Below are 20,338 nucleotides of genomic sequence, written 5' to 3' on the forward strand. Positions count from 1 at the left end.
AATTCTTCAACAACTTCAACCACTTGCGCTTCAGATCTCTCGTCAGCGGGAGGCGAATTCTACAGCGTTACACGCTGCTGTCAACACCTCTTTTTCAACTTCCTTTTGGCTTCGATGAACTGAAGCACTTGCTGCCGAAACCTGCATAACTCATTGAATCTCAAGGAGTTTTCCGTTTCGACTGCGCCGGAAGTGGGGCGAATTATAGACGCCTGGGATTTGCAGTCAACCGTTAATTTCGCTTTTCTTGCAAAACTGGCTTTTTGGCCAGCAAACGTGGGATACGCCGCGTCACGGGCGGAATACGCAGTATCAGAAGCACTGCACCTATAAAGGCATAGATCGCCCATTCCTCAAGATCAGCGCGCACGATCCACAGCATATGCAGTAAACCCAAACCCAGAATCACGTACGCCAGGCGATGCAGCTTCTTCCAGCGCGAGCCCAAACGACGCTGACTGTAGCGATTGGACGTCACCGCCAACGCCAACAATCCTAGAAAACCCAACGCCCCTACTATTATGTAAGGCCGCTTGCGCAACTCGACCGCCAGCTGCGACCAATCAAACCCCAGGATAAACGCCATATAACTGCACAGGTGCAACACCACATAGGCGAAACACCAAAGCCCCAACTGCCGGCGAACCGCAATCCACCCCGCCCAACCGGTGAGTTTCTGCATCGGCGTCATGCTCAGGGTGATCAGCAACAACACCAAGGTTCCCAACCCCAACCGATCAACCAACACTTTGCCGGGATCAGGGCCGAGCAAATCCTCAAGCGCTTGATACAACCAGAGCATCGGCCAGATCGCTGCCGCAATGAAAACGCCTATACGCCAGAACGGAAAGCGCATCAGTAGTTCTTCCGCAGATCGAGCCCTGTATATAAAGAAGCGACTTCATCCGAGTAGCCGTTGAACATCTGCGTATCGCGCACGTTCGGTTTGAACAGGCTGTTCGGCAACCGTCGCTCCCGTGCCTGCGTCCAGCGTGGGTGATCAACCGTTGGATTCACGTTCGCGTAGAACCCATACTCATCCGCCGCAATGCTTTGCCAAGTGGTTTTCGGCTGCTCGCTGACCAGACTGATACGCACGATGGATTTGACGCTCTTGAAGCCATACTTCCACGGCACCACCAAACGCAGGGGCGCGCCGTTCTGATTTGGTAACTCGCGGCCATACATGCCCACCGCCAGAATCGCCAACGGATTCATCGCCTCATCCAGACGCAAGCCTTCTACATACGGCCAGTCGATCAAGGCAAAACCGGAGCGCTGCCCCGGCATGGTTTTGGGATCCTGCAGAGTTTCAAAGCGGATGTACTTGGCATTAGCGTTTGGCTCAACTTGCTTGAGCAACGCCGAGATTGGAAAACCGATCCACGGAATCACCATCGACCACGCCTCTACACAGCGTAGGCGATAGATTCGTTCTTCCAGTTGATACGGTTTCATGAAGTCTTCCAGCGCATACCGACCCGGCTTACCCACCTCCCCGTCTATCACCACACTCCACGGTTCGGTTTTCAGCGAGCCGGCATTTGCCGCCGGATCCCCCTTGTCGGTGCCGAACTCGTAGAAGTTGTTGTAGTGAGTGGCGTCTTTAAAAGGCGTGATCGCCTCATCCTTAACGTTGACTGCTCCCCATTTAGTAGAGGACAGTTTCTCGTTAAACCAGGCAGGCGCTTTACCGGGTTCGACATCGGCGTACCGAGCGGCATCCTCGGCATTGGCCCAACGCGGCAGGCTACTGACGGCGATACCGGCAGCAGTGGCACCGAGCAATTGGCGGCGCGAGAGATAAATGGATTCAGGCGTGACATCCGACTCGTTGCAGTCAGACGCTTTGGGGATTTTGATCAGCATGACAACTCCGCAGCTTTGGAGGACAGATGCACCCATAGACTGCGGAGTATGCGTGAAATTACATCACTCGGCTTTTTTGTGCCGACGAAGGTGCAACAAGTATTGCACCGGGCCGGATGCTGCATAGGCGAGGAACACCAACAGCAGAATGCGCGGCGGATCGCTGAACACAACGGCAAACACCAGCACCACGGCAAGGATCGCCACGAATGGCACGCGCCCTTTCAAGTCCAGCTCTTTAAAGCTGTTGTACTTGATGTTGCTGACCATCAGCATGCCGGCCGCCGCAACCATCAGCGCAACGAGGAACGACATCTTCGACCCCTGAATGCCGTAATCGCTGAACGCCCAGACGATACCCGCCACCACACCCGCCGCTGCCGGGCTGGCCAGACCGATGAAATAGCGTTTGTCTGCCGTGCCGACCTGGGTGTTGAAGCGCGCCAGACGCAATGCCGCGCCCGCGACATAGATGAAGGCGACCATCCAGCCGACCTTGCCCATATCACCCAACGCCCAACCGAAGGCCAGCAGCGCCGGTGCGACACCGAACGCGACCATGTCCGACAGCGAGTCGTACTCGGCGCCGAAGGCACTTTGCGTATTGGTCATGCGCGCCACACGACCGTCGAGGCCGTCGAGCACCATGGCGACGAAAATCGCGATTGCGGCAAAGGCGAAATACTTGCTCGCGTTGACGGAATCCCCGGCACTCAATGCCGCCTGTGCGCTCATCGAGTTGATGATGGAGTAAAACCCTGCGAACAGGTTCGCAGTGGTGAATAGATTCGGCAGCAGATAGATACCACGATGCCGGACTTTACGACCTTCTGCGTCGTGCCCTTCTTCGATGTGTTCATCGATGGGCAGCAGGCTTTCGGCGTCAGAAGCCTTGTTCGGCTCTTCGGGACGTTCGCTCATGGACATTACCTTGCAACGGTTTGGAGAAATTTCGACAGGTGCTTGAGGACGACAGTTCGGCCACAAACGCTGCAGCTTTATACCAGAACCACCGGCTCAAACGAAAAAACGCGGCCGAGGCCGCGTTTTCCGTACAAGAAGGACGACTTAGTTTTTGGCTTTGTCGACGATCTTGTTGGCACCGATCCACGGCATCATGGAGCGCAGTTGCTCGCCGATGATTTCGATACCGTGAGCGGCGTTGTTACGACGCTTGGCGGTCATCGAAGGGTAGCCGGTTGCGCCTTCGCTGATGAACATTTTGGCGTATTCGCCGTCCTGAATACGTTTCAGGGCGTTGCGCATGGCCTGACGGGACTCGGCGTTGATCACTTCCGGGCCAGTCACGTACTCGCCGTATTCGGCGTTGTTGGAGATCGAGTAGTTCATGTTGGCGATGCCGCCTTCGTACATGAGGTCAACGATCAGCTTCAGTTCGTGCAGGCATTCGAAGTAGGCCATTTCCGGCGCGTAGCCAGCTTCAACCAGGGTTTCGAAACCGGCTTTAACCAGCTCAACGGTACCGCCGCACAGAACGGCTTGTTCGCCGAACAGGTCGGTTTCAGTCTCGTCCTTGAAGGTGGTTTCGATGATGCCGGTACGACCGCCACCAACGCCAGCAGCGTAGGACAGTGCAACGTTTTTGGCGTTGCCCGAGGCGTCCTGGTAGATCGCGATCAGGTCAGGGATACCGCCGCCTTTCACGAACTCGGAACGTACGGTGTGGCCTGGTGCTTTCGGCGCGATCATGATCACGTCGAGGTCGGCACGCGGAACAACCTGGTTGTAGTGAATCGCGAAGCCGTGGGAGAAGGCCAGGGTGGCGCCTTTCTTGATGTTCGGCTCGATTTCATTCTTGTACAGCGACGACTGGAACTCGTCCGGGGTCAGGATCATGACCAGGTCGGCAGCCGCAACAGCGGAAGCAACGTCGGTCACTTTCAGGCCGTGAGCTTCAGCTTTGGCAACGGTGGCCGAACCTTTACGCAGACCAACAGTAACGTCAACGCCGGAGTCTTTCAGGTTGCACGCTTGGGCGTGGCCCTGGGAACCGTAACCGATGATGGCAACTTTCTTGCCCTGGATGATCGACAGGTCGCAGTCTTTTTCGTAATAAACTTTCATGAAATTCCCCTATATATCCAGGCCGTTCAGGCCATTCGCTAATTTGGTTTAGATGCTGAGTACTTTGTCGCCGCGGGCAATGCCGGTCACGCCGCTACGGACGGTTTCCAGAATCGATGCGGTGCCGATGGACTGAATGAAGCTGTCGAGCTTGTCGCTGGTACCGGTCAGTTGAACGGTATACACGCTGGCGCTGACGTCGACGATCTGTCCACGGTAAATATCGGTGGTGCGTTTGATCTCGGCGCGCTGGGCGCCAGTGGCCTTGACCTTGACCAGCATCAGTTCGCGCTCGATGTGAGCACTTTCCGACAGGTCCACCAGCTTGACCACTTCGATCAGCTTGTTCAGGTTTTTGGTGATCTGCTCGATGACTTCATCGTGGCCAACGGTGGTCAGCGTCAGACGCGACAGGGTCGGGTCTTCGGTCGGGGCCACGGTCAGGCTTTCGATGTTGTAGTTGCGCTGCGAGAACAGGCCGACTACGCGAGACAAAGCGCCGGGTTCGTTTTCCAGAAGCAAGGAAATAATGTGCCGCATGATTAAGTACGCTCCGTCTTGCTCAGCCACATATCGCGCATGGAGCCGTCTTTGATCTGCATCGGATAGACGTGCTCGCTGGTGTCGACCGAAACATCGATGATCACCAGGCGATCCTTCATGGCGAACGCTTCTGCCATCTTCGACTTCAAATCTTTCGATTCGGTGATGCGTACGCCGACGTGGCCGTAGGCTTCAGCCAGCTTGACGAAGTCAGGCAGCGATTCCATGTAGGAGTGCGAGTGACGGCTGCCGTAGCTCATGTCCTGCCACTGACGAACCATCCCCAGAACACCGTTGTTCAGGATGACGATTTTCACTGGCAAGCCGTATTGCAGGCAGGTCGACAGTTCCTGGATGTTCATCTGGATGCTGCCTTCGCCGGTGACGCAGGCAACGTCGTCATCCGGGAAGCTCAACTTGATGCCCATGGCCGCCGGGAAACCGAAGCCCATGGTGCCCAGACCACCGGAGTTGATCCAGCGATTCGGCTTGTTGAACGTGTAGTACTGCGCAGCGAACATCTGGTGCTGGCCCACGTCGGAAGTGATAAAGGCATCGCCCTTGGTCACTTCGCAGAGGGTTTCGATCACGGTTTGTGGCTTGATCAGGCTGCCGTCGCCCTTTTCATAAGGGAACAGGCCGCGATCACCGCGCCATTCATCAACCTGCTTCCACCAACTGGCCACGGACTCCTTGTTCGGGGTCTCGCCGATTTCCTTGAGGATCGCGACCATTTCGGTCAGGACGCTCTCAACCGGACCAACGATAGGCACGTCGGCCTTGATGGTCTTGGAAATCGAAGCCGGGTCGATGTCGATATGGATGATCTTGGCGTTCGGGCAGAACTTCGCCGGGCCGTTGATCACGCGATCGTCGAAACGCGCGCCGACCGCGAGGATCACGTCAGCATGGTGCATCGCCAGGTTGGCGGTGTAGCTGCCGTGCATGCCGAGCATGCCGATGAACTGACGATCAGTCCCCGGGAAACCACCCAGGCCCATCAGTGTGTTGGTCACTGGCAGGTTGAGCATTTTCGCCAGTTCGGTCAGCGGTGCGGAACCGTTGCCGAGGATCACGCCGCCACCGGAATAAAGCACTGGGCGCTTGGCCGCGAGGAGCATTTCGGCTGCCTTGCGGATTTGTCCGGAGTGACCGCGAACGGCCGGGCTGTAGGAACGCAGCTTGGCTTTCTTCGGGAAGATGTATTCGAATTTCTCGGCCGGGTTGGTCATGTCTTTCGGGATATCGACCACGACCGGGCCCGGACGACCGGATTGCGCCAGGTAAAAGGCCTTCTTCATGACTTCCGGGATTTCCGAAGCGTGCTTGATCATGAAGCTGTGCTTCACGATCGGCCGGGAGATACCGATCATGTCGGTTTCCTGGAACGCGTCGGTGCCGACCATGGTGCTTGGCACCTGACCGGAAATGATCACCATTGGAATCGAGTCCATATAGGCCGTGGCGATACCGGTGATGGCGTTTGTGGCGCCTGGACCGGAAGTCACCAATACCACGCCGGCTTTACCGGTGGCACGGGCGTAGCCGTCAGCCATATGGGTTGCCGCTTGTTCGTGACGAACCAGGATGTGATTCACTTCCGGTTCTTTGAACAGGGCATCGTAAACATGCAGGAGAGCACCACCCGGGTACCCGTAGATATATTTGACGCCTTCGTCACGCAAAAAGCGGACGAGCATCTCACCGCCAGATAAAAGCTCCACGTTGTTCACCTCTAAAACGCCAGAATACCGTCCACAAAAAAGGGGCGGGTCTTAATAGGTTTACTTCTCGGCAGAGCATGAGCGACGGTGGTCGCCGACTACGTCAGCACTGACTGAGCAAGTATTGGGATCGTCCCAGTGTTGCGGGCCTTTCCCACCCAGCGCGAGGTAACGCGTTGCGGGTGTAACAGGTCGGCGCGGATGTGCGCCTCATGATCTACCGAGTGGGTCTGCTTCTGGCAGTCCCTCTACAGCGGACTTTGGATTCTTCTGTTTCGCCCTCTCCAAGTCAAGCTGTCTATGTCACTAATTGTGGGTAAGCACATGAGAACGCAAGAAAAAACCTGAAAACCGCTACTCTGTTAGCGTCAATTGCGCAATTTTGCCAAGGAATCAGCATGCGAACGCTCCTCCTCACCCTGCTGATCGGCCTCAGCCCCTGGTGCATGGCCGCTCAGATCTACAAATGGGTCGACGCCCAAGGTGTCACGCATTTCGATGCGCAGCCGCCAGCGGGCCAGCCGTCGACGACGTTACAGACGCCCTCCTCGCCCCCGCCCAAACCGGCGCCAATGCCGGGCAGCGGCGTGCTGGGCAATCAGAAGGCGATTGATGACAAGGTGAAGAAACAGGTCGCGGATCAACAGGCGCAGCTCAAGCAGTTTTGTCAGCAGGCACGGACGAACCTTGCGCAGTTGCAGAACAATCCGCGTTTGAGGGAGGAAGTGGAGGGACAGATGCGACGGCTGGATGATGCGCAGCGTCAGGAGCGGATTGTTGAGGCGCAGAAGCAGATTGCCGAGAACTGCCAGTAACACCACGCCCTCGTAAGAGCTGAGCTTGCTCGCGAAAGCGGTGTATCAGTCGACTTATTCGTTGAATGACAGACCGCATTCGCGAGCAAGCTCGGCTCCCACAAGGATCGGGGTTAACGTGAGGCCGTGATCAGCAGGTCGAACTCTTTGAGCAGCACCTGCAGTTGACGATCCTTGCCACCCAGGTTGCGCTGGGCGAAGACCATCTCGGCCATTTCCTGAATGCCCGAGGCATTCGGCAGTGGCAGATCCTGCTCAAGGATCATTTTCATCCGCGGCAGGAAGATCCATTGCAGCCATTGTTCGAAGTCCAGCGTATCGACCGAAAACGGTTCGACACTGCTCAAGGCTTCTGCCGACGGCTGCACCTCATCCCACCAGCCCTGTGTGCGCAGTTCGCGCTCGATCAGCAGTAACTGATCGGCGATTTTCGGGAACCGTGCATCCATCACAGCGAAACCTTGGCCTTCTGACGGGCCTGAGCGGCGCCGGCGGAATCGCCTTGTTTCTCACGGGACTGCGCGATCAGCTCCCACAGGCTGGCCTGCAGATCCGGACGACCGTTGGCCATGGTCAACGCGCGACGGGCGAACTGCTCGGCTTGCGGTGCATCGCCTTGAGCCATGCGTACCTGCGCGAGGCGATAAAGCACTTGCGGCTCACGCGGCGCGACACGTTGCGCACGCTCGAGGCTGGAGGACGCACCGTTGAGGTCGCCACCGGCCTGTTGCTGTTGCGCAGTGGTCAGCAAGGCGAGCACCGGACCGTCCAGTTGCTCGTCAGCCGACAAACCGCCGCCGCTGCTGGCCGAAGGAATCCCGCTCGGCGTCGACGGCATGTTGTAGGTGCCGGTATTGACCGGCGCCGACTCGACTGGCGCAGGGTTGTAAGGCCCCGCCGTGATACCGCCGGACGCCGGGCCCGGCACGATAGGCGAAGAGCTGATCGGCGTCGACACGGCAGCGCCGCCACCCGGCACCATCACCACCACGCCGGTATCACCCTGCGGAATGGCCTGAGTCTGGCCCTGCGCAGGACGCTTCACCGTGGTTTGACGGAAACCGCCATTGGCCGAAATACGTTCGCTGTTGGACACCGCAGTCCCGGAATCAACCACCGGAATCGAACCACGCTGTACGGTAGAGCAGCCGCTGAGCAAAGCCACGGCGGTCACCGCTGGAATCAACCACTTGTTCACTTGAAACCCTCTTTGCTTAATTCATCCAGCCCTTGACCCAATCCATCACCGACTCGCCGGAAGCAGGCGTTTCGCTTGCGCACGCGGCGCCGGGTGGTGGTTCGCTGCCGCGAATATACGGCATCTGCACCGCGCCCGGGCAGTTGGCATCGGAGCCTTGTCCGGTGCGCGAATCCACCCACGCCTGAACGATGTTGTCCGGTTGCGGCATGTCCAGCGGCAGCGGGTCGGCCTTGCGCATGAAACTGGTCCAGACCTGCAACGCACCGGTGGCACCAGTGAATGGCGTTTTACCGTTATCGTCGCGACCCAACCAGACCACAGCCAGCAGATCCTGACTGAAACCGGCGAACCAGCTGTCCCGCGAATCGTTACTGGTACCGGTCTTGCCGGCCAGCGTCAGGGTTTTCGGCAAGACGTTGTAAACCGAGCTACCGGTACCTTCACGCATCACGCGCTGCATGGCGTTCTGGATCAGGTAAATCGACGCCGGATCGAAACGCTGCTCGATCTGGAACGGATAACGCTTGAGCGGTTCGCCCTCGGCGGTCAATACGCTACGAATCCCGCGCATCGGCGTGTTGAAACCGCCGTTGGCGAGGGTCTGGTACATGGTTGCCACTTCGATCGGGGTCATGCCGCCGGCACCCAGCAACATCGACGGGAACGCCGGGAACTCACGGGTTACGCCAAGGCGCCCGAGGGTTTTCAGCACGTTCGGCACACCGACTTCCAGACCCAGACGCGAGGTCGACAGGTTGTAGGAATGCGCCAGACCTTGATAGAGGAACACCGTGCCGTGGGAGCGACGATCGTAGTTCTGCGGTTTCCACACCTGACCGTCCGCGCCTTTGACCGACAACGGGTCATCCGACAGCCAACTGGTCAGCGTGTACTTGCTCGGTTTTTCCAGCGCGGTCAGGTACACCGCCGGTTTGATCAACGAACCCACCGGCCGCACAGCATCGAGCGCGCGGTTGAAGCCTGCGTAACTGGCCTGACGGCTGCCGATCATCGCCTGCACTTCGCCGGTTTCCGGGTTGGTCACGACCATTGCCGCTTCAACATCGTCGGAGCCTTTGCGCCCGGACAGACGTTTGAAAGTGTCGTTGACCGAGGCTTCCGCCTTCATCTGCAGAATCGGGTCGAAACTGGTGAAAATGCGCAGGCCTTCTTCGGTCAAGTCTTCGTCGCGATAGTCTTCACGCAACTGACGTTTGACCAGATCGATAAAGCCCGGGAAGGAACTGTCGGCCAGTTTGCCGCGGGTGGTCACACCCAGTGGCATTTTCTTCGCCGCTGCGACTTGCTCGGCGGTCGCCACACCTTGTTGCTCAAGCACGTCGAGCACCAGGTTACGACGCTCAAGTGCGCGTTCCGGGTTGCGACGCGGGTTGTAGTAGGACGGGCCTTTGACCATGCCGACCAGCAGCGCAACCTGATGCAGCTTCAGCTCGGACAATGGCTGGCCGAAGAAGAACTGGCTGGCCAGACCGAAACCGTGCACCGCACGCTGACCGTCCTGACCGACGAAGACTTCGTTGAGGTAGGCCTCAAGAATTTCTTTCTTGTCGTAATGCAGCTCCAGCAGCATCGCCATCATCGCTTCGGTGAGCTTGCGGGTCAGGCTGCGTTCGCTGGTCAGGTAGAAGTTTTTCACCAACTGCTGGGTCAGCGTACTGCCGCCCTGAGTCATTTTGCCGCCCGAGGTGTTGACCCAGACAGCGCGGGCAATCGACTTCGGCGACACGCCCCAGTGGCTGTAGAAATCGCGGTCTTCGACAGCCACCAGGGTTTCGAGCAGGTACGGCGGCACTTGATCAAGTTTGATCAGAATGCGGTCTTCGAGATTTTTCGGATAAATGCCGCCGATCATCAGCGGTTCAAGACGCACCACGGACAACTTGGAACCGTTGGTCGCCGACAACTCGGCGACGTAATCGCCGGAGAAGCGCACCCGCACCGGTTGCGGTTTTTCCAGGCCTTCATAGAACTGGAAGCCACGGGTGTTCAGATCAACCGTGTTGCCGTTGACCGCAGCAGCACCGGGGCCGTTGCTCACGGCTTCGCGGCGATAGCCGAGGGCATCGAGTTCGGTGAGGAAATCGTCCTTGCTGAGCTTCTGTCCGACGAACAGCTCAAGCGGGCGCGCGTAAACCTTGGCCGGGATGGTCCAGCGCTTGCCGGAGAACTTCTCCTGCACCACGGCATCGAGGTAAACGGCGAAGCCGGCCAGCACGACAAGGCCGACCAGACTGAGTTTAATGGCCCAGCTCAACCACGGGCCAAGGCCCTTGGAAGGTGGTTTTTTCTTGGTACGGGGAGATCGAGTTCGAGTCATGGCGGCGGATTATACGCACTTTATTCATCCTCAACAGGAGCGCTCCGAGGTTTGCGTCAGGCTGGCGAGCGGCCATAATAGCCGCCTCGAATTTCCCCCCTCTCTGAAGGATCGCCCGTGAGCCAGTCACTGATCGCTGCCCTGCAAAACCCGGCCCTCTACCCGCACCCTGTCGAAGGGTTTCAGGTCATCGAAACGCACATCTCGTGGGTAATCCTCACCGGCCCGTATGCTTATAAAGTGAAGAAGCCCGTGAATTTCGGCTTCCTCGACTTCACCGGCCTCGAATCGCGCGCGCACTTTTGCGCCGAAGAACTGCGCCTGAACCAGCGCCTGACCGATGATTTGTATCTGGAAGTGTTGCCAGTCACCGGCAGCGTCGAAGCACCGCAACTGGGCGGTGACGGCCCGGCCATCGAATACCTGCTGAAAATGCGCCAGTTCCCGCAGACCGGTATGCTCAGCACCCTGCAAGCGAATGGCGAGCTGACCACCCAGCACATTGATGAGATGGCGCAGCAGATCGCGCACTTCCACCTCACCGCGCCAAAAGTCCCGGCCGAACACGATGCTGGCACCCCGGAAAGCGTGATGGCGCCGGTGTCGCAAAACTTCGAACAAATCCTGCCGTTCCTCAGCGACAAAAATGACCTGCTGCAACTCGACGCACTGAAAGCCTGGGCCGAAAGCAGCTTCGAGCGTCTCAAACCGCTGTTCACCCAGCGCAAGGCCGACGGTTTCACCCGTGAATGTCACGGTGACATCCACCTCGGCAACGCTACCGTCATCGACGGCAAAGTGGTGATCTTCGACTGCATCGAATTCAACGAGCCTTTCCGTTTCACTGACGTCTGGGCCGACACCGGTTTCCTCGCGATGGACCTGGAAGACCGTGGCCTGAAATCGCTGGCGCGTCGCTTCATCAGCCAGTACCTGGAGCTGACCGGCGATTACCAGGGTCTGGAAGTGCTGAACTTCTATAAAGCCTACCGTGCAATGGTTCGCGCAAAAGTGGCGCTGTTCAGCATGCCGGCCGACGCGACTCCGGTGCAGCGCGCGACCACCCTGCGTCAGTACCGCAACTACGCCAACCTGGCGGAAAGTTACAGCACCATTCCTTCGCGTTTCATGGCCATCACCCACGGCGTTTCCGCTGTCGGCAAGAGTCACGTGGCCATGCGTCTGGTTGAAGCACTGGGCGCCATTCGCCTGCGCTCCGACGTTGAGCGCAAGCGTCTGTTCGGCGAGCAAACCGTTGCCAATGATGTACAGGCCGGCATTTATAGCGCCGACGCCAGCACCGCGACTTACGCGCGTCTGCATGAAATCGCTGAAGTGATCCTGCACGCCGGTTTCCCGGTGGTCATCGACGCGACTTACCTCAAGCGCGAACAACGCGACAACGCGGCGAAAATTGCTGAAGCCACTGGCACGCCGTTCCTGATCCTCGACTGCAACGCGCCGCAAGCGGTGATCGAGAGCTGGCTGGCGATTCGTCAGGCCGACAAACAGGATCCGTCCGACGCCACGCTGGCCGTGATTGAAGCGCAACAAGCCAATCGTGAAGCGCTGACGCCGGAAGAAATTCTGCGCAGCAAACGCGTGCAAACCAACGAATCCGGCACCCTCGACACCGTGGTCGCACAGATCCGTCAACGCCTGCCAGGTCTGTAAGAAACTATTTCGGCCGTGAAGCCCTCGCTTGCTTCACGGCCGTCTAATAGTGGCACTATACTGGCGCCATAAAACCAACAGGTGATGTGACATGAGCCAGCCGAAACTTCTCGACACCCCGCTGTATGCCTTGCTGCATAAAGACGACATCACTGGTTTCAACAAGGAACGCCCGCAGGACGGCCCGATCGACATGGTCGGCGGCGATTTTCGTGGTCTCGATCTGCGCGAGCTGAATGCCGATGGCGTGGACTTCCGTGACGCGTATTTCCGTTCTGCTGATTTGCGCGGGATTGATTTCCGTAATGCATCGCTTGAAGGGGCGAGCCTCGCTCACGCGCAAATCTCCGGGGCGTATTTCCCGGCAGAGTTGAGTGCGGACGAGATTTTGATGTCGATGAATTTTGGTACGCGCCTGCGTTATCGCACTCGCTGATATTCTTGATCGGCCCTTGTGGGAGCGGGCTTGCTCGCGAAGGCGTAGTGTCAGTCGATACATCCGGTGACTGATACGACGCCTTCGCGAGCAAGCCCGCTCCCACATTTGTTTCCGCGTTTCTTCCCGCCTTTCTGCGTTTGCAGGCCCTTTCTTAGAAGCTTTTGCGTCGAATCCGACCAAACAACCACGCTTTTCCTACTGATGGCTACACTCCTGAGAAGCTCGCCCACGCACCGTTCGGCCGTCGCAAGGAGGCTTGATGAATGATGAACTGCAACACCTGAAGAATCTTGGCAAGACGTCGGCGCAATGGCTGCATGCTGTGGGCATCCACAGCGCCTCGGACTTGCGTCGCCTGGGCGCGGTGGACGCCTACCGGGCCGTGCGTACCCGCGGGTTTCGCGCATCGAAGGTGTTGTTGTATGCGATCGAAGGCGCGCTGATGGACGTGCACTGGAACGACATTCCCGCCGAGCGCAAAGACGCGTTGAACAAACAGCTCGACGCCATCTCCGCGCGTCACAAGAACTGACCGTTATGTATTTGCTGGGGGAACAATCGGCGCCAGTGGATGCGCTGATCAATCGGCTGCAGAGTCTGCCCGCGCAATGGCTGCAAGGCCTTGAGCCGTGCAGTTTGGAGATTGAAGTCGAGGCCACTGAGGATTTGCTGGAGCGACTGCCGAATGATCAGCTGTTTCTGCTCAACGATGGCGTGATCAGCGGAAGCATCGCTGGTCGAGCCCTGTTCTATTGGCAGGAGGGCGACTTGGTCGGTCTGCAACGTGGCGAAGCCTGGATGGATTGCCGCTTGAGCAGTGACGGCGCCCTGCGTCTTCTGCCTTATCGGCGCCGTGATCTGTTTCAGCATTTGTATGCAGAGCCCGCTCGGGCTGAGCAATTTCTCGAATACCTGCTGGGGCACACCGCGATACTGGCCCACGCCGTAGCAGAACTGAAGCCGCGCGAGTTTCGTAGCACCAATGGTTTCAAACGGGTCGAGGCCGGCGAAATCCTGATTCAACAAGGTGACGCCGCTGATCATGTCTTCGTGATCATCGACGGGCACGCCGAAGCGTTTGTTGATGGGCAGAAAGTCGGCGAAGTGCCCAAGGATGAAATTTTCGGCGCGATGGCGGTGTTCACCCGCGAGCCGCGCAACGCCACGGTGATCGCCCGCGAACCGAGTACCATCATGCTGATCCCCGGTGATCAATTTTTGAGCATGACCCGCAGCAATCCAAAGATCGCCCACAGCCTGATTGAGAGCATGGCGCGGCGCATCGGTCAGCTCAACCGGCAGATCACCCAGTTGACGTCGACTAACGGTTAACGCTCAAGTCCCTTGTTTACGGGGCGTTCTGGCCATTTCTCAGACTAAATCAAATAAATCCAGAATCAGGTGTTGACTCGGTAATGAGAATCGCTATGATTATCACAACTGGTCGCGAGATCAGTCGATATTCTGAAAAGCCCTTGGTTCGGACTCTCAGATTATCTCCTCATCAGGCTAATCACGGTTATTTGACCCGGTTTTTACCGGGTCTTTTTTTGCCTGTGGAAAAGTCATTTACCGAACTGTTTGCGCATTTGCTCGCAGTAATCCTGCTTCGGCGTGACAGGAGTGAACCAGACGTAATCGGCCATTGCCGTAGTCATCTCACTGCCCTGCTCTGCCAACATCAAAACCGTCGGTGCTTCAGTGGCACCCAAATCCTCGACATGCACCGGCACACCGACATCCTTGCGCGCATGCCAGGCACCGGCCAGCAACAACGAAGGCGTCGGTGCCGCGAACAAACGCTCAGCCATACGCCGATCACGCTGTTGCTGCACCGCCAGCATCGCCGGCATTTGAGATTCCGGAAGCAGGCCACAGTGCGAATCACTGATCTGCTCAAGCAATGTGCTTTTTACCGAGGCGGCATTACTACGCTCACCCTTCAAAACCGGCGGGTCGCGGTAGAAGGTGCGGATTTCGGTGGTATCCAGATTCGCCGCCAGCAGCGGATACGGTTGCGTGAGCGCGAAACGAACGATCGGCCCGTAGAGATTCCAGTCCCAGCCATCCTGCCAAGCCAATGCGGCAGGCAGATCTGCGGGCGGCGCTGCGGCACGGCGCACTTGATCAACTTTCGATTGCTGCTCCGGCGTGAGCATTTCCAGCAGCAGACTGCCTTGCGGCCGCTGCTCGCCGAGTGCCTGCAATAACCACAACTGCACCGAGTGATGATCGGCATTGTCATGTTGCTCGCCGACGATCACACGCTCAGGCTCGGCCAGTCGCATCAGCAATTGCTGCGCCGTCAGCACCTGACCGTTGCGCAGATCAAGAATTTCGCCAGCGGGCGGCGGCGCCACAGCCACATGCTGACACCCCGCCAACCACAACACCGCCAACAACCAGATTGCGCGCATGCACTCACCTCGATGAAAAACTCAGCGGGCGATGATCAGCGGATGCCCACGCTCCGGGTGCGGTTGCACCAATACTTCGAGACCGAACACCGCTTTGAGTGCGTCCGGGCGCAGCACTTGCTCCGGCGTATCCAGCGCGACCGGGCGCCCACCTTCAAGCAGTAACACCCGATCACAATAGCGCGCCGCCAGATTCAGATCATGCAGGATGACCAACACCGCAGCGCCGCGATCAGCGAACTCGCGCACAGCCTGCAACGTGGTGTGTTGATGCAGCGGATCGAGCATCGACGTCGGCTCATCCAGTAACAACGTTTGCCCGGCTTGCCCCGGCCACAGTTGCGCCAACACCCGCGCCAGATGCACGCGCTGACGTTCGCCGCCGGACAACGCCAGATAACTGCGACCGCTCAAATGCCCGGCATCGGCGGCTGCCAGTGCGGCAGCAATAATCTCGTCATCGCGCACTCGACCGCTTTGATAAGGCAAGCGTCCCATGCCGACCACTTCTTCAACGCGAAACGCAAAATCCAGCGTCGACACTTGCGGCAGTACCGCCAGACGTTGCGCCCGTTGCGTGCCCGTCCAGTGCGTCAGCGCCTGGCCGTCGAGCGACACTTCGCCCTCGCTCGGTTTCAATTCACCGCACAAGGCGCCGAGCAACGTACTTTTGCCGGCACCATTGGGCCCGAGCACGCCAAGCACTTCACCCGGTTCGAGTTGCAGCGAAACTTCGCTGAGCACCGTTTTGCGGCCGCGATGGATGTGCAGATTGTGCGCTCGCAGCATCAGGCACGTCCTCGCAGCAGCAGGTAAAGAAAGAACGGCGCACCGATAAACGCGGTGACGATACCGATCGGCAATTCCGCCGGCGCCAGCGCCAACCGTGCCACCAGATCGGCGAGCAACAACAGGCTCGCCCCCGCCAGCACCGACGCCGGCAACAACACCCGATGATCCGGCCCCGCCAGCAAGCGCACCAGATGCGGCACTACCAGGCCAACAAAACCGATCATCCCGGCCGCCGCCACCGCCGCGCCGACACCTAGCGCCGTGCAGAACACCAACTCACGCTTGAGCTTCTCGACATCGATACCCAAATGCCCGGCTTCCGACTCGCCGAGCAATAACGCGTTCAACGCCCTCGCCCGACGCGGCAGCCACACGGCGACACCGGCACTGATGATCAGCAACGGCCACAACCGCGCGTAACTCGCACCATTGAGGCTGCCCAGATTCCAGAACGTCAGCGTGCGCAGAGTCGCGTCGTCCGCCAGATAAGTGAACAGTCCCACCGCCGAACTGGCCAATGCGGTCAGGGCAATACCCGCCAGCAGCATGGTGGCGACATTGGTCTGGCCATTACGGCGACCGAGTCGGTACACCAGCGCCGTCACACCGAGGCCGCCGAGAAACGCGCACACCGACAAAAGGTAAGGCCCGAACCACTCCGGCATGCCGCCAAAAAACGAACCACCGACAATCGCGATCGCCGCGCCCAACGCCGCGCCACTGGAAACACCGACCAGGCCCGGATCCGCCAGCGGATTGCGAAACAGCCCCTGCATCGCCACGCCGGACAACGCCAAAACGCCACCGACTGCCAGGCCGAGCAAGGTTCGCGGCAGACGAATCTGCCCGAGAATCAGCTCAGCCTGTTCCAGCCCGTCCGGCGCCAGCGGCACACCGATCAGGCGCAACGCCGCCCGCAGCGTGTCGAACAGCGGCAGGCTGACCGGCCCCAATGCCAACGATAGCCAGATCGCCAGCAAACACAGGAGGGTCAGGCCGATGAACAAGCCGCGGGGTTTGACCAGTGTGGTCATTGGCCGCTCTTGGCCGGGTAGAAACCGTCAGACAGGGTTTTCAACGCCGCCGGCAAGCGCGGGCCGAGGCCGCCGACCAACAGCGTCGGATCCAGCTCCAGCACCCGCCCGGTTTTCGCCGCGCGGCTTGAATTGAGAATCGGGTTTTCCTTGAACAACGCCGCTTTCGCCGCGTCACCGGTCAAGGCACGGTCGGCGAATACCAGGACTTCCGGATCAAGACTGGCAAGGGATTCCACCGAGAACGGTTTGTAACCGGTGTGCGTCGCGAGGTTATGCCCGCCCGCCTGTTGCAGCAGCCAGTCGGCGGCGGTGTCCTTGCCGGCGATCAACGGTTTGCCACCGGCATGGCCGAGCAACAGCAGCACACCCGGGGCTTTCTGTTTCGACTGTGCGTCGGCAACCCGCACTTTTTGTGCGTCGAGTTGCTGTTGATAACTTGCCAGCAGTTGTTTGGCCTGAGCTTCAGCGCCGAGTAATTGACCGAGACGGGTCACGTTTTTCTCAACCGTCGGCAGATCCGGCTGCGCCGAGAACAATTCCACCTGCACCTTGGCCGCTTTGACTTGCGACAGTACCGGCGGCGGGCCCATTTCTTCGGTGCCGATCAGAATGTCCGGGCGCAAACTGAGAATGCCTTCAGCGGAAAGGCTGCGCTGATAGCCGATGCTCGGCAGCGCTTTCAAAGATTCCGGATGCTGACTGGTGGTGTCGACGCCGACCAGTTTCGACTCGCCGCCCAAGGCCGAAACCCACTCCGACAGCGCGCCGCCAGCACTCACCCAACGTTGCGGCAACTCAGCCGCTGCAGCCTGGTGGCTGACGAAAAGTCCGACACACAGCACAGCAACGCGGGTACTCAGGCGCATACACAGCTTCCTTGAACGTGGTTTTCCCGGGCATCGGGACGACAGGCCAAGTATCCTCGGCATCTGCCAGCCGCCCTGCGGACGAAGGCCGTCATTTGATAATTGTTTGCATTTAAACGTCAAGCTCGGACATATCCGGACACGAGCGGACACTAGAGGATAGTCATGAAGTTTCTCTGCGCAGGCGCCGAGCTGGCCGAAGCGAAAAGCCGTGGTTTCGAGATCGACGGCAACAAGCTGTTCGCCGTGCGCCGCAGCGGCCAGGCCTACGTCTACCTTAATCGCTGCCCGCACCGGGGCGTGGGGCTGGAATGGCAACCCGACCAGTTTCTCGACCCGAGCAACAGCCTGATTCAGTGCGCCACCCACGGTGCACTGTTTCTGATCGAGGACGGTGAATGCGTGGCCGGGCCTTGCGCCGGGCAATCACTCACCGTCATCCCTTGCCGCGAAGACGCACAAGGCCTGTGGATCGATGTTTAACCGTTGAGCAACACGTCGAGGCGCCGGTCGATAACCATCTCTTCATGGCTCAAGCGCACGCCGTACGCCAGCACCTCGACGCCACACGCGACTGCTTCATGCAGCGCTTCGGCATACGCTGAATCAATTTCCCTGGCCGGGCGCACCGCCTCGATCCCGCTGAGATTGACGCAATACAACTGCACCGCGCGAATTCCGTCCCGCGCCAGATGCGCCAACTCACGCAGATGCTTGGCGCCGCGCTGGGTCACCGCATCCGGAAACGCTGCCACCGGCGTACCGTCGAAACCCAGCGTGACACTTTTCACTTCCACGTAAGCCGGGCCGCTCGGGTATTCGAGGCGAAAATCGATGCGACTTTTTTCCTGACCATAAGCGACTTCACGCTTCAACGCGGTAAAGCCGTTTAGCTCGGTGATGACGCCAGCTTGCAAGGCTTCCTCGACCAGGCCGTTGGCCCGCGCAGTATTCACGCAAAACAGGCGGCCTTGCGGGGTTTCGCCGATTTCCCAAGTACCGGGCAACTTGCGTTTGGGGTCATTGGAGCGGCTGAACCAGACCTGCCCGCCCTCGACCTGACAATTGAGCATCGAACCGGTGTTCGGGCAGTGAATAGTCAGCAACTCGCCGTTAACCGTTTCGATATCGGCGAGGAAACGTTTGTAACGACGGATCAGTCGCGCTTCTTCAAGCTCTGGATAAAAGCGCATCAGCCTTGCCAACTCTTCAAGCCACGCGCGATGCGTTCCACCGCTTCTTGTAGGCGAGGGAGGTTTTGCGTGTAGGCAAAACGCACATGATGACTGGCCTGATAGCGACCGAAATCCAGCCCTGGCGTAAAAGCGACGTGCTCGGTTTCGAGGAAATGTCGACAGAACGCGAAGGCATCACCGCCGAACTGGCTGATATCGGCATACAAGTAGAACGCGCCTTCAGGCTCCACGGCGATGTTGAAACCCAACTCGCGCAAGGCCGGCAACAGGAAGTCGCGACGACGGCCAAACTCGGCGCGACGTTCTTCGAGAATGGCGATGGTGTCCGGTTCGAAACAGGCCAGCGCGGCGTACTGGGCCATGCTCGGGGCGCTGATGTAGAGGTTCTGCGCGAGTTTTTCCAACTCGCTGACCGCTGCGTCCGGTGCCACCAGCCAGCCGAGTCGCCAGCCGGTCATGCCGAAATATTTCGAGAAACTGTTCAGCACGAAAGCGCTGTCATCGACCTCAAGAACGCTGGCCGCATCGGTGCCGTAGGTCAGGCCGTGGTAGATCTCGTCCACCACCAGATGCCCGTGTCTGGCCTTGATGGCTGTGGATAACCCAGCCAGCTCATCGCGGGTCAGGATGGTGCCAGTGGGGTTGGCCGGTGAGGCGACCAGTGCGCCAACGCTGTCGTGATCCCAATGACGCTCGACCAGATCCGGGGTCAGTTGATAACGCACGTCAGGCCCGACCGGCACCAACTGCGCCGCGCCCTCGACCAGACGCAGAAAGTGGCGGTTGCACGGGTAACCCGGATCCGCCAACAGCCAGTGTTTCCCGGGATCGACCAGCAACGCACTGGCGAGCAGTAACGCCCCGGAACCGCCCGGCGTGATCAGAATCCGCCGTGGATCGATGTTCAAGCCATAGCGCGATTGATAGAACCCGGCGATCGCCTCGCGCAGCTCAGGAATGCCGCGCGCGGCGGTGTAACGGGTTTTCCCGGCGGTTAGCGCCGCCTGCCCTGCGCGAATGATCGGCTCGGCCGTGGTGAAGTCCGGTTCGCCGATCTCCAGATGGATCACGTCGTGGCCTTCCGCCTGCAACTCATTGGCCCGCGCCAGCAACGCCATGACATGGAACGGTTCGATCGCACGACTGCGCGCACTGTAGGGCTGAGCCATTGGGCCTTTCCTTCAACGGAAAAAAAGAGACGATTCTACCCATCTGCCGGAACGAGCGAGAACCCGCAGCGGTCACAGCCTCAAGAACGCTGGACTGTAACGATACGAGCGTACGCTCCAGGATTGACTAAAATCAGTGATTGAACAGGTCTCCACCACCGCCAGACACAGCT

21 protein-coding genes are annotated in these 20,338 nt (G+C 59.0%); 6 read left to right on the plus strand and 15 right to left on the minus strand.

Features of this window, described 5'->3' with window-relative positions:
• Nucleotides 1-232 precede the first annotated feature (232 nt).
• The 6 genes from msrQ to GVL50_RS22685 form a co-directional block, all read right to left on the minus strand.
• Complete coding sequence (gene msrQ / locus GVL50_RS22660; protein WP_159815126.1) at nucleotides 233-856, minus strand: protein-methionine-sulfoxide reductase heme-binding subunit MsrQ; 624 nt, start codon at nucleotides 854-856, stop codon at nucleotides 233-235.
• On the minus strand, nucleotides 856-1,869 hold the full coding sequence (gene msrP, locus GVL50_RS22665; protein WP_053123853.1) for a protein-methionine-sulfoxide reductase catalytic subunit MsrP: 1,014 nt from the start codon (nucleotides 1,867-1,869) through the stop codon (nucleotides 856-858). Before msrP ends, msrQ begins: the two co-directional genes overlap by 1 nt.
• A 63-nt stretch (nucleotides 1,870-1,932) precedes the next feature.
• The gene (pssA, locus tag GVL50_RS22670) at nucleotides 1,933-2,790 is read right to left on the minus strand and encodes a CDP-diacylglycerol--serine O-phosphatidyltransferase (RefSeq protein WP_053123855.1); all 858 of its coding nucleotides are present in this window, start codon (nucleotides 2,788-2,790) and stop codon (nucleotides 1,933-1,935) included.
• A 147-nt stretch (nucleotides 2,791-2,937) separates the two neighbouring features.
• Nucleotides 2,938-3,954, minus strand: coding sequence for a ketol-acid reductoisomerase (ilvC, locus tag GVL50_RS22675; protein ID WP_053123857.1), 1,017 nt, complete (start codon nucleotides 3,952-3,954; stop codon nucleotides 2,938-2,940).
• 48 nt (nucleotides 3,955-4,002) lie between these two features.
• The gene (gene ilvN, locus GVL50_RS22680) at nucleotides 4,003-4,494 is read right to left on the minus strand and encodes an acetolactate synthase small subunit (protein ID WP_003176102.1); all 492 of its coding nucleotides are present in this window, start codon (nucleotides 4,492-4,494) and stop codon (nucleotides 4,003-4,005) included.
• Nucleotides 4,495-4,496: 2 nt separating this feature from the next.
• Nucleotides 4,497-6,221, minus strand: a complete 1,725-nt coding sequence (locus GVL50_RS22685; protein WP_053124217.1) for an acetolactate synthase 3 large subunit — start codon at nucleotides 6,219-6,221, stop codon at nucleotides 4,497-4,499.
• Nucleotides 6,222-6,619: 398 nt separating this feature from the next.
• Between GVL50_RS22685 and GVL50_RS22690 the strand changes: the two genes are divergently transcribed.
• Nucleotides 6,620-7,036, plus strand: coding sequence for a DUF4124 domain-containing protein (locus GVL50_RS22690; protein ID WP_159815127.1), 417 nt, complete (start codon nucleotides 6,620-6,622; stop codon nucleotides 7,034-7,036).
• A 113-nt stretch (nucleotides 7,037-7,149) separates the two neighbouring features.
• On the opposite strand, the gene GVL50_RS22695 is transcribed toward GVL50_RS22690, so the two are convergent.
• From GVL50_RS22695 to mrcB, 3 genes are read right to left on the minus strand one after another with little or no spacing between them, the layout of a single operon-like run.
• Entirely contained in the window at nucleotides 7,150-7,485 is a 336-nt protein-coding gene (locus GVL50_RS22695; RefSeq protein WP_053123861.1) for a YqcC family protein, read from the minus strand.
• The gene (locus GVL50_RS22700; RefSeq protein ID WP_053123863.1) at nucleotides 7,485-8,234 is read right to left on the minus strand and encodes a hypothetical protein; all 750 of its coding nucleotides are present in this window, start codon (nucleotides 8,232-8,234) and stop codon (nucleotides 7,485-7,487) included. The genes GVL50_RS22695 and GVL50_RS22700 overlap by 1 nt, the downstream gene beginning before the upstream one ends.
• Before the next feature lie 16 nt (nucleotides 8,235-8,250).
• A complete protein-coding gene (mrcB, locus tag GVL50_RS22705; RefSeq protein ID WP_053123865.1) occupies nucleotides 8,251-10,575 on the minus strand; it encodes a penicillin-binding protein 1B in 2,325 nt (774 codons plus the stop codon).
• 117 nt (nucleotides 10,576-10,692) lie between these two features.
• Between mrcB and GVL50_RS22710 the strand changes: the two genes are divergently transcribed.
• The 4 genes from GVL50_RS22710 (at nucleotide 10,693) to GVL50_RS22725 (ending at nucleotide 14,020) form a co-directional block, all read left to right on the plus strand.
• Complete coding sequence (locus GVL50_RS22710) at nucleotides 10,693-12,249, plus strand: bifunctional aminoglycoside phosphotransferase/ATP-binding protein (protein WP_159815128.1); 1,557 nt, start codon at nucleotides 10,693-10,695, stop codon at nucleotides 12,247-12,249.
• A gap of 91 nt (nucleotides 12,250-12,340) precedes the next feature.
• Nucleotides 12,341-12,685: a pentapeptide repeat-containing protein gene (locus GVL50_RS22715; RefSeq protein ID WP_053123868.1), complete on the plus strand. Its 345-nt coding sequence runs from the start codon at nucleotides 12,341-12,343 to the stop codon at nucleotides 12,683-12,685.
• Nucleotides 12,686-12,947: 262 nt separating this feature from the next.
• Nucleotides 12,948-13,220, plus strand: a complete 273-nt coding sequence (locus tag GVL50_RS22720) for a TfoX/Sxy family protein (RefSeq protein WP_053123870.1) — start codon at nucleotides 12,948-12,950, stop codon at nucleotides 13,218-13,220.
• Nucleotides 13,221-13,225: 5 nt separating this feature from the next.
• Nucleotides 13,226-14,020 (plus strand): Crp/Fnr family transcriptional regulator, encoded by a 795-nt coding sequence (locus GVL50_RS22725; protein ID WP_159815129.1) that lies wholly within the window; start codon nucleotides 13,226-13,228, stop codon nucleotides 14,018-14,020.
• A gap of 233 nt (nucleotides 14,021-14,253) precedes the next feature.
• On the opposite strand, the gene GVL50_RS22730 is transcribed toward GVL50_RS22725, so the two are convergent.
• Genes GVL50_RS22730 through GVL50_RS22745 form a run of 4 tightly spaced genes read right to left on the minus strand, consistent with a single transcriptional unit; the run spans nucleotide 14,254 to nucleotide 17,800 of the window.
• Entirely contained in the window at nucleotides 14,254-15,105 is an 852-nt protein-coding gene (locus GVL50_RS22730) for a ChaN family lipoprotein (RefSeq protein ID WP_159815130.1), read from the minus strand.
• A gap of 21 nt (nucleotides 15,106-15,126) precedes the next feature.
• Complete coding sequence (locus tag GVL50_RS22735) at nucleotides 15,127-15,894, minus strand: heme ABC transporter ATP-binding protein (RefSeq protein ID WP_159815131.1); 768 nt, start codon at nucleotides 15,892-15,894, stop codon at nucleotides 15,127-15,129.
• Nucleotides 15,894-16,877, minus strand: a complete 984-nt coding sequence (locus tag GVL50_RS22740) for an iron ABC transporter permease (protein ID WP_178124212.1) — start codon at nucleotides 16,875-16,877, stop codon at nucleotides 15,894-15,896. The genes GVL50_RS22735 and GVL50_RS22740 overlap by 1 nt, the downstream gene beginning before the upstream one ends.
• Before the next feature lie 50 nt (nucleotides 16,878-16,927).
• On the minus strand, nucleotides 16,928-17,800 hold the full coding sequence (locus tag GVL50_RS22745; RefSeq protein ID WP_159815133.1) for a hemin ABC transporter substrate-binding protein: 873 nt from the start codon (nucleotides 17,798-17,800) through the stop codon (nucleotides 16,928-16,930).
• A gap of 165 nt (nucleotides 17,801-17,965) precedes the next feature.
• On the opposite strand from GVL50_RS22745, the gene GVL50_RS22750 reads away from it, so the two are divergent.
• A complete protein-coding gene (locus GVL50_RS22750; protein WP_159815134.1) occupies nucleotides 17,966-18,283 on the plus strand; it encodes a Rieske (2Fe-2S) protein in 318 nt (105 codons plus the stop codon).
• Here the strand turns inward: GVL50_RS22750 and sfsA are convergent.
• Both sfsA and GVL50_RS22760 read right to left on the minus strand, forming a co-directional pair.
• Entirely contained in the window at nucleotides 18,280-18,993 is a 714-nt protein-coding gene (gene sfsA / locus GVL50_RS22755; protein WP_159815135.1) for a DNA/RNA nuclease SfsA, read from the minus strand. The genes GVL50_RS22750 and sfsA overlap by 4 nt on opposite strands.
• Nucleotides 18,993-20,165, minus strand: coding sequence for a pyridoxal phosphate-dependent aminotransferase (locus tag GVL50_RS22760; protein ID WP_053123886.1), 1,173 nt, complete (start codon nucleotides 20,163-20,165; stop codon nucleotides 18,993-18,995). The genes sfsA and GVL50_RS22760 overlap by 1 nt, the downstream gene beginning before the upstream one ends.
• Nucleotides 20,166-20,338: the final 173 nt, after the last annotated feature.

The sequence above is a fragment of the Pseudomonas sp. 18058 genome, from assembly GCF_902706155.1.
GTDB classification, from domain to species: Bacteria; Pseudomonadota; Gammaproteobacteria; order Pseudomonadales; family Pseudomonadaceae; genus Aquipseudomonas; species Aquipseudomonas rustica.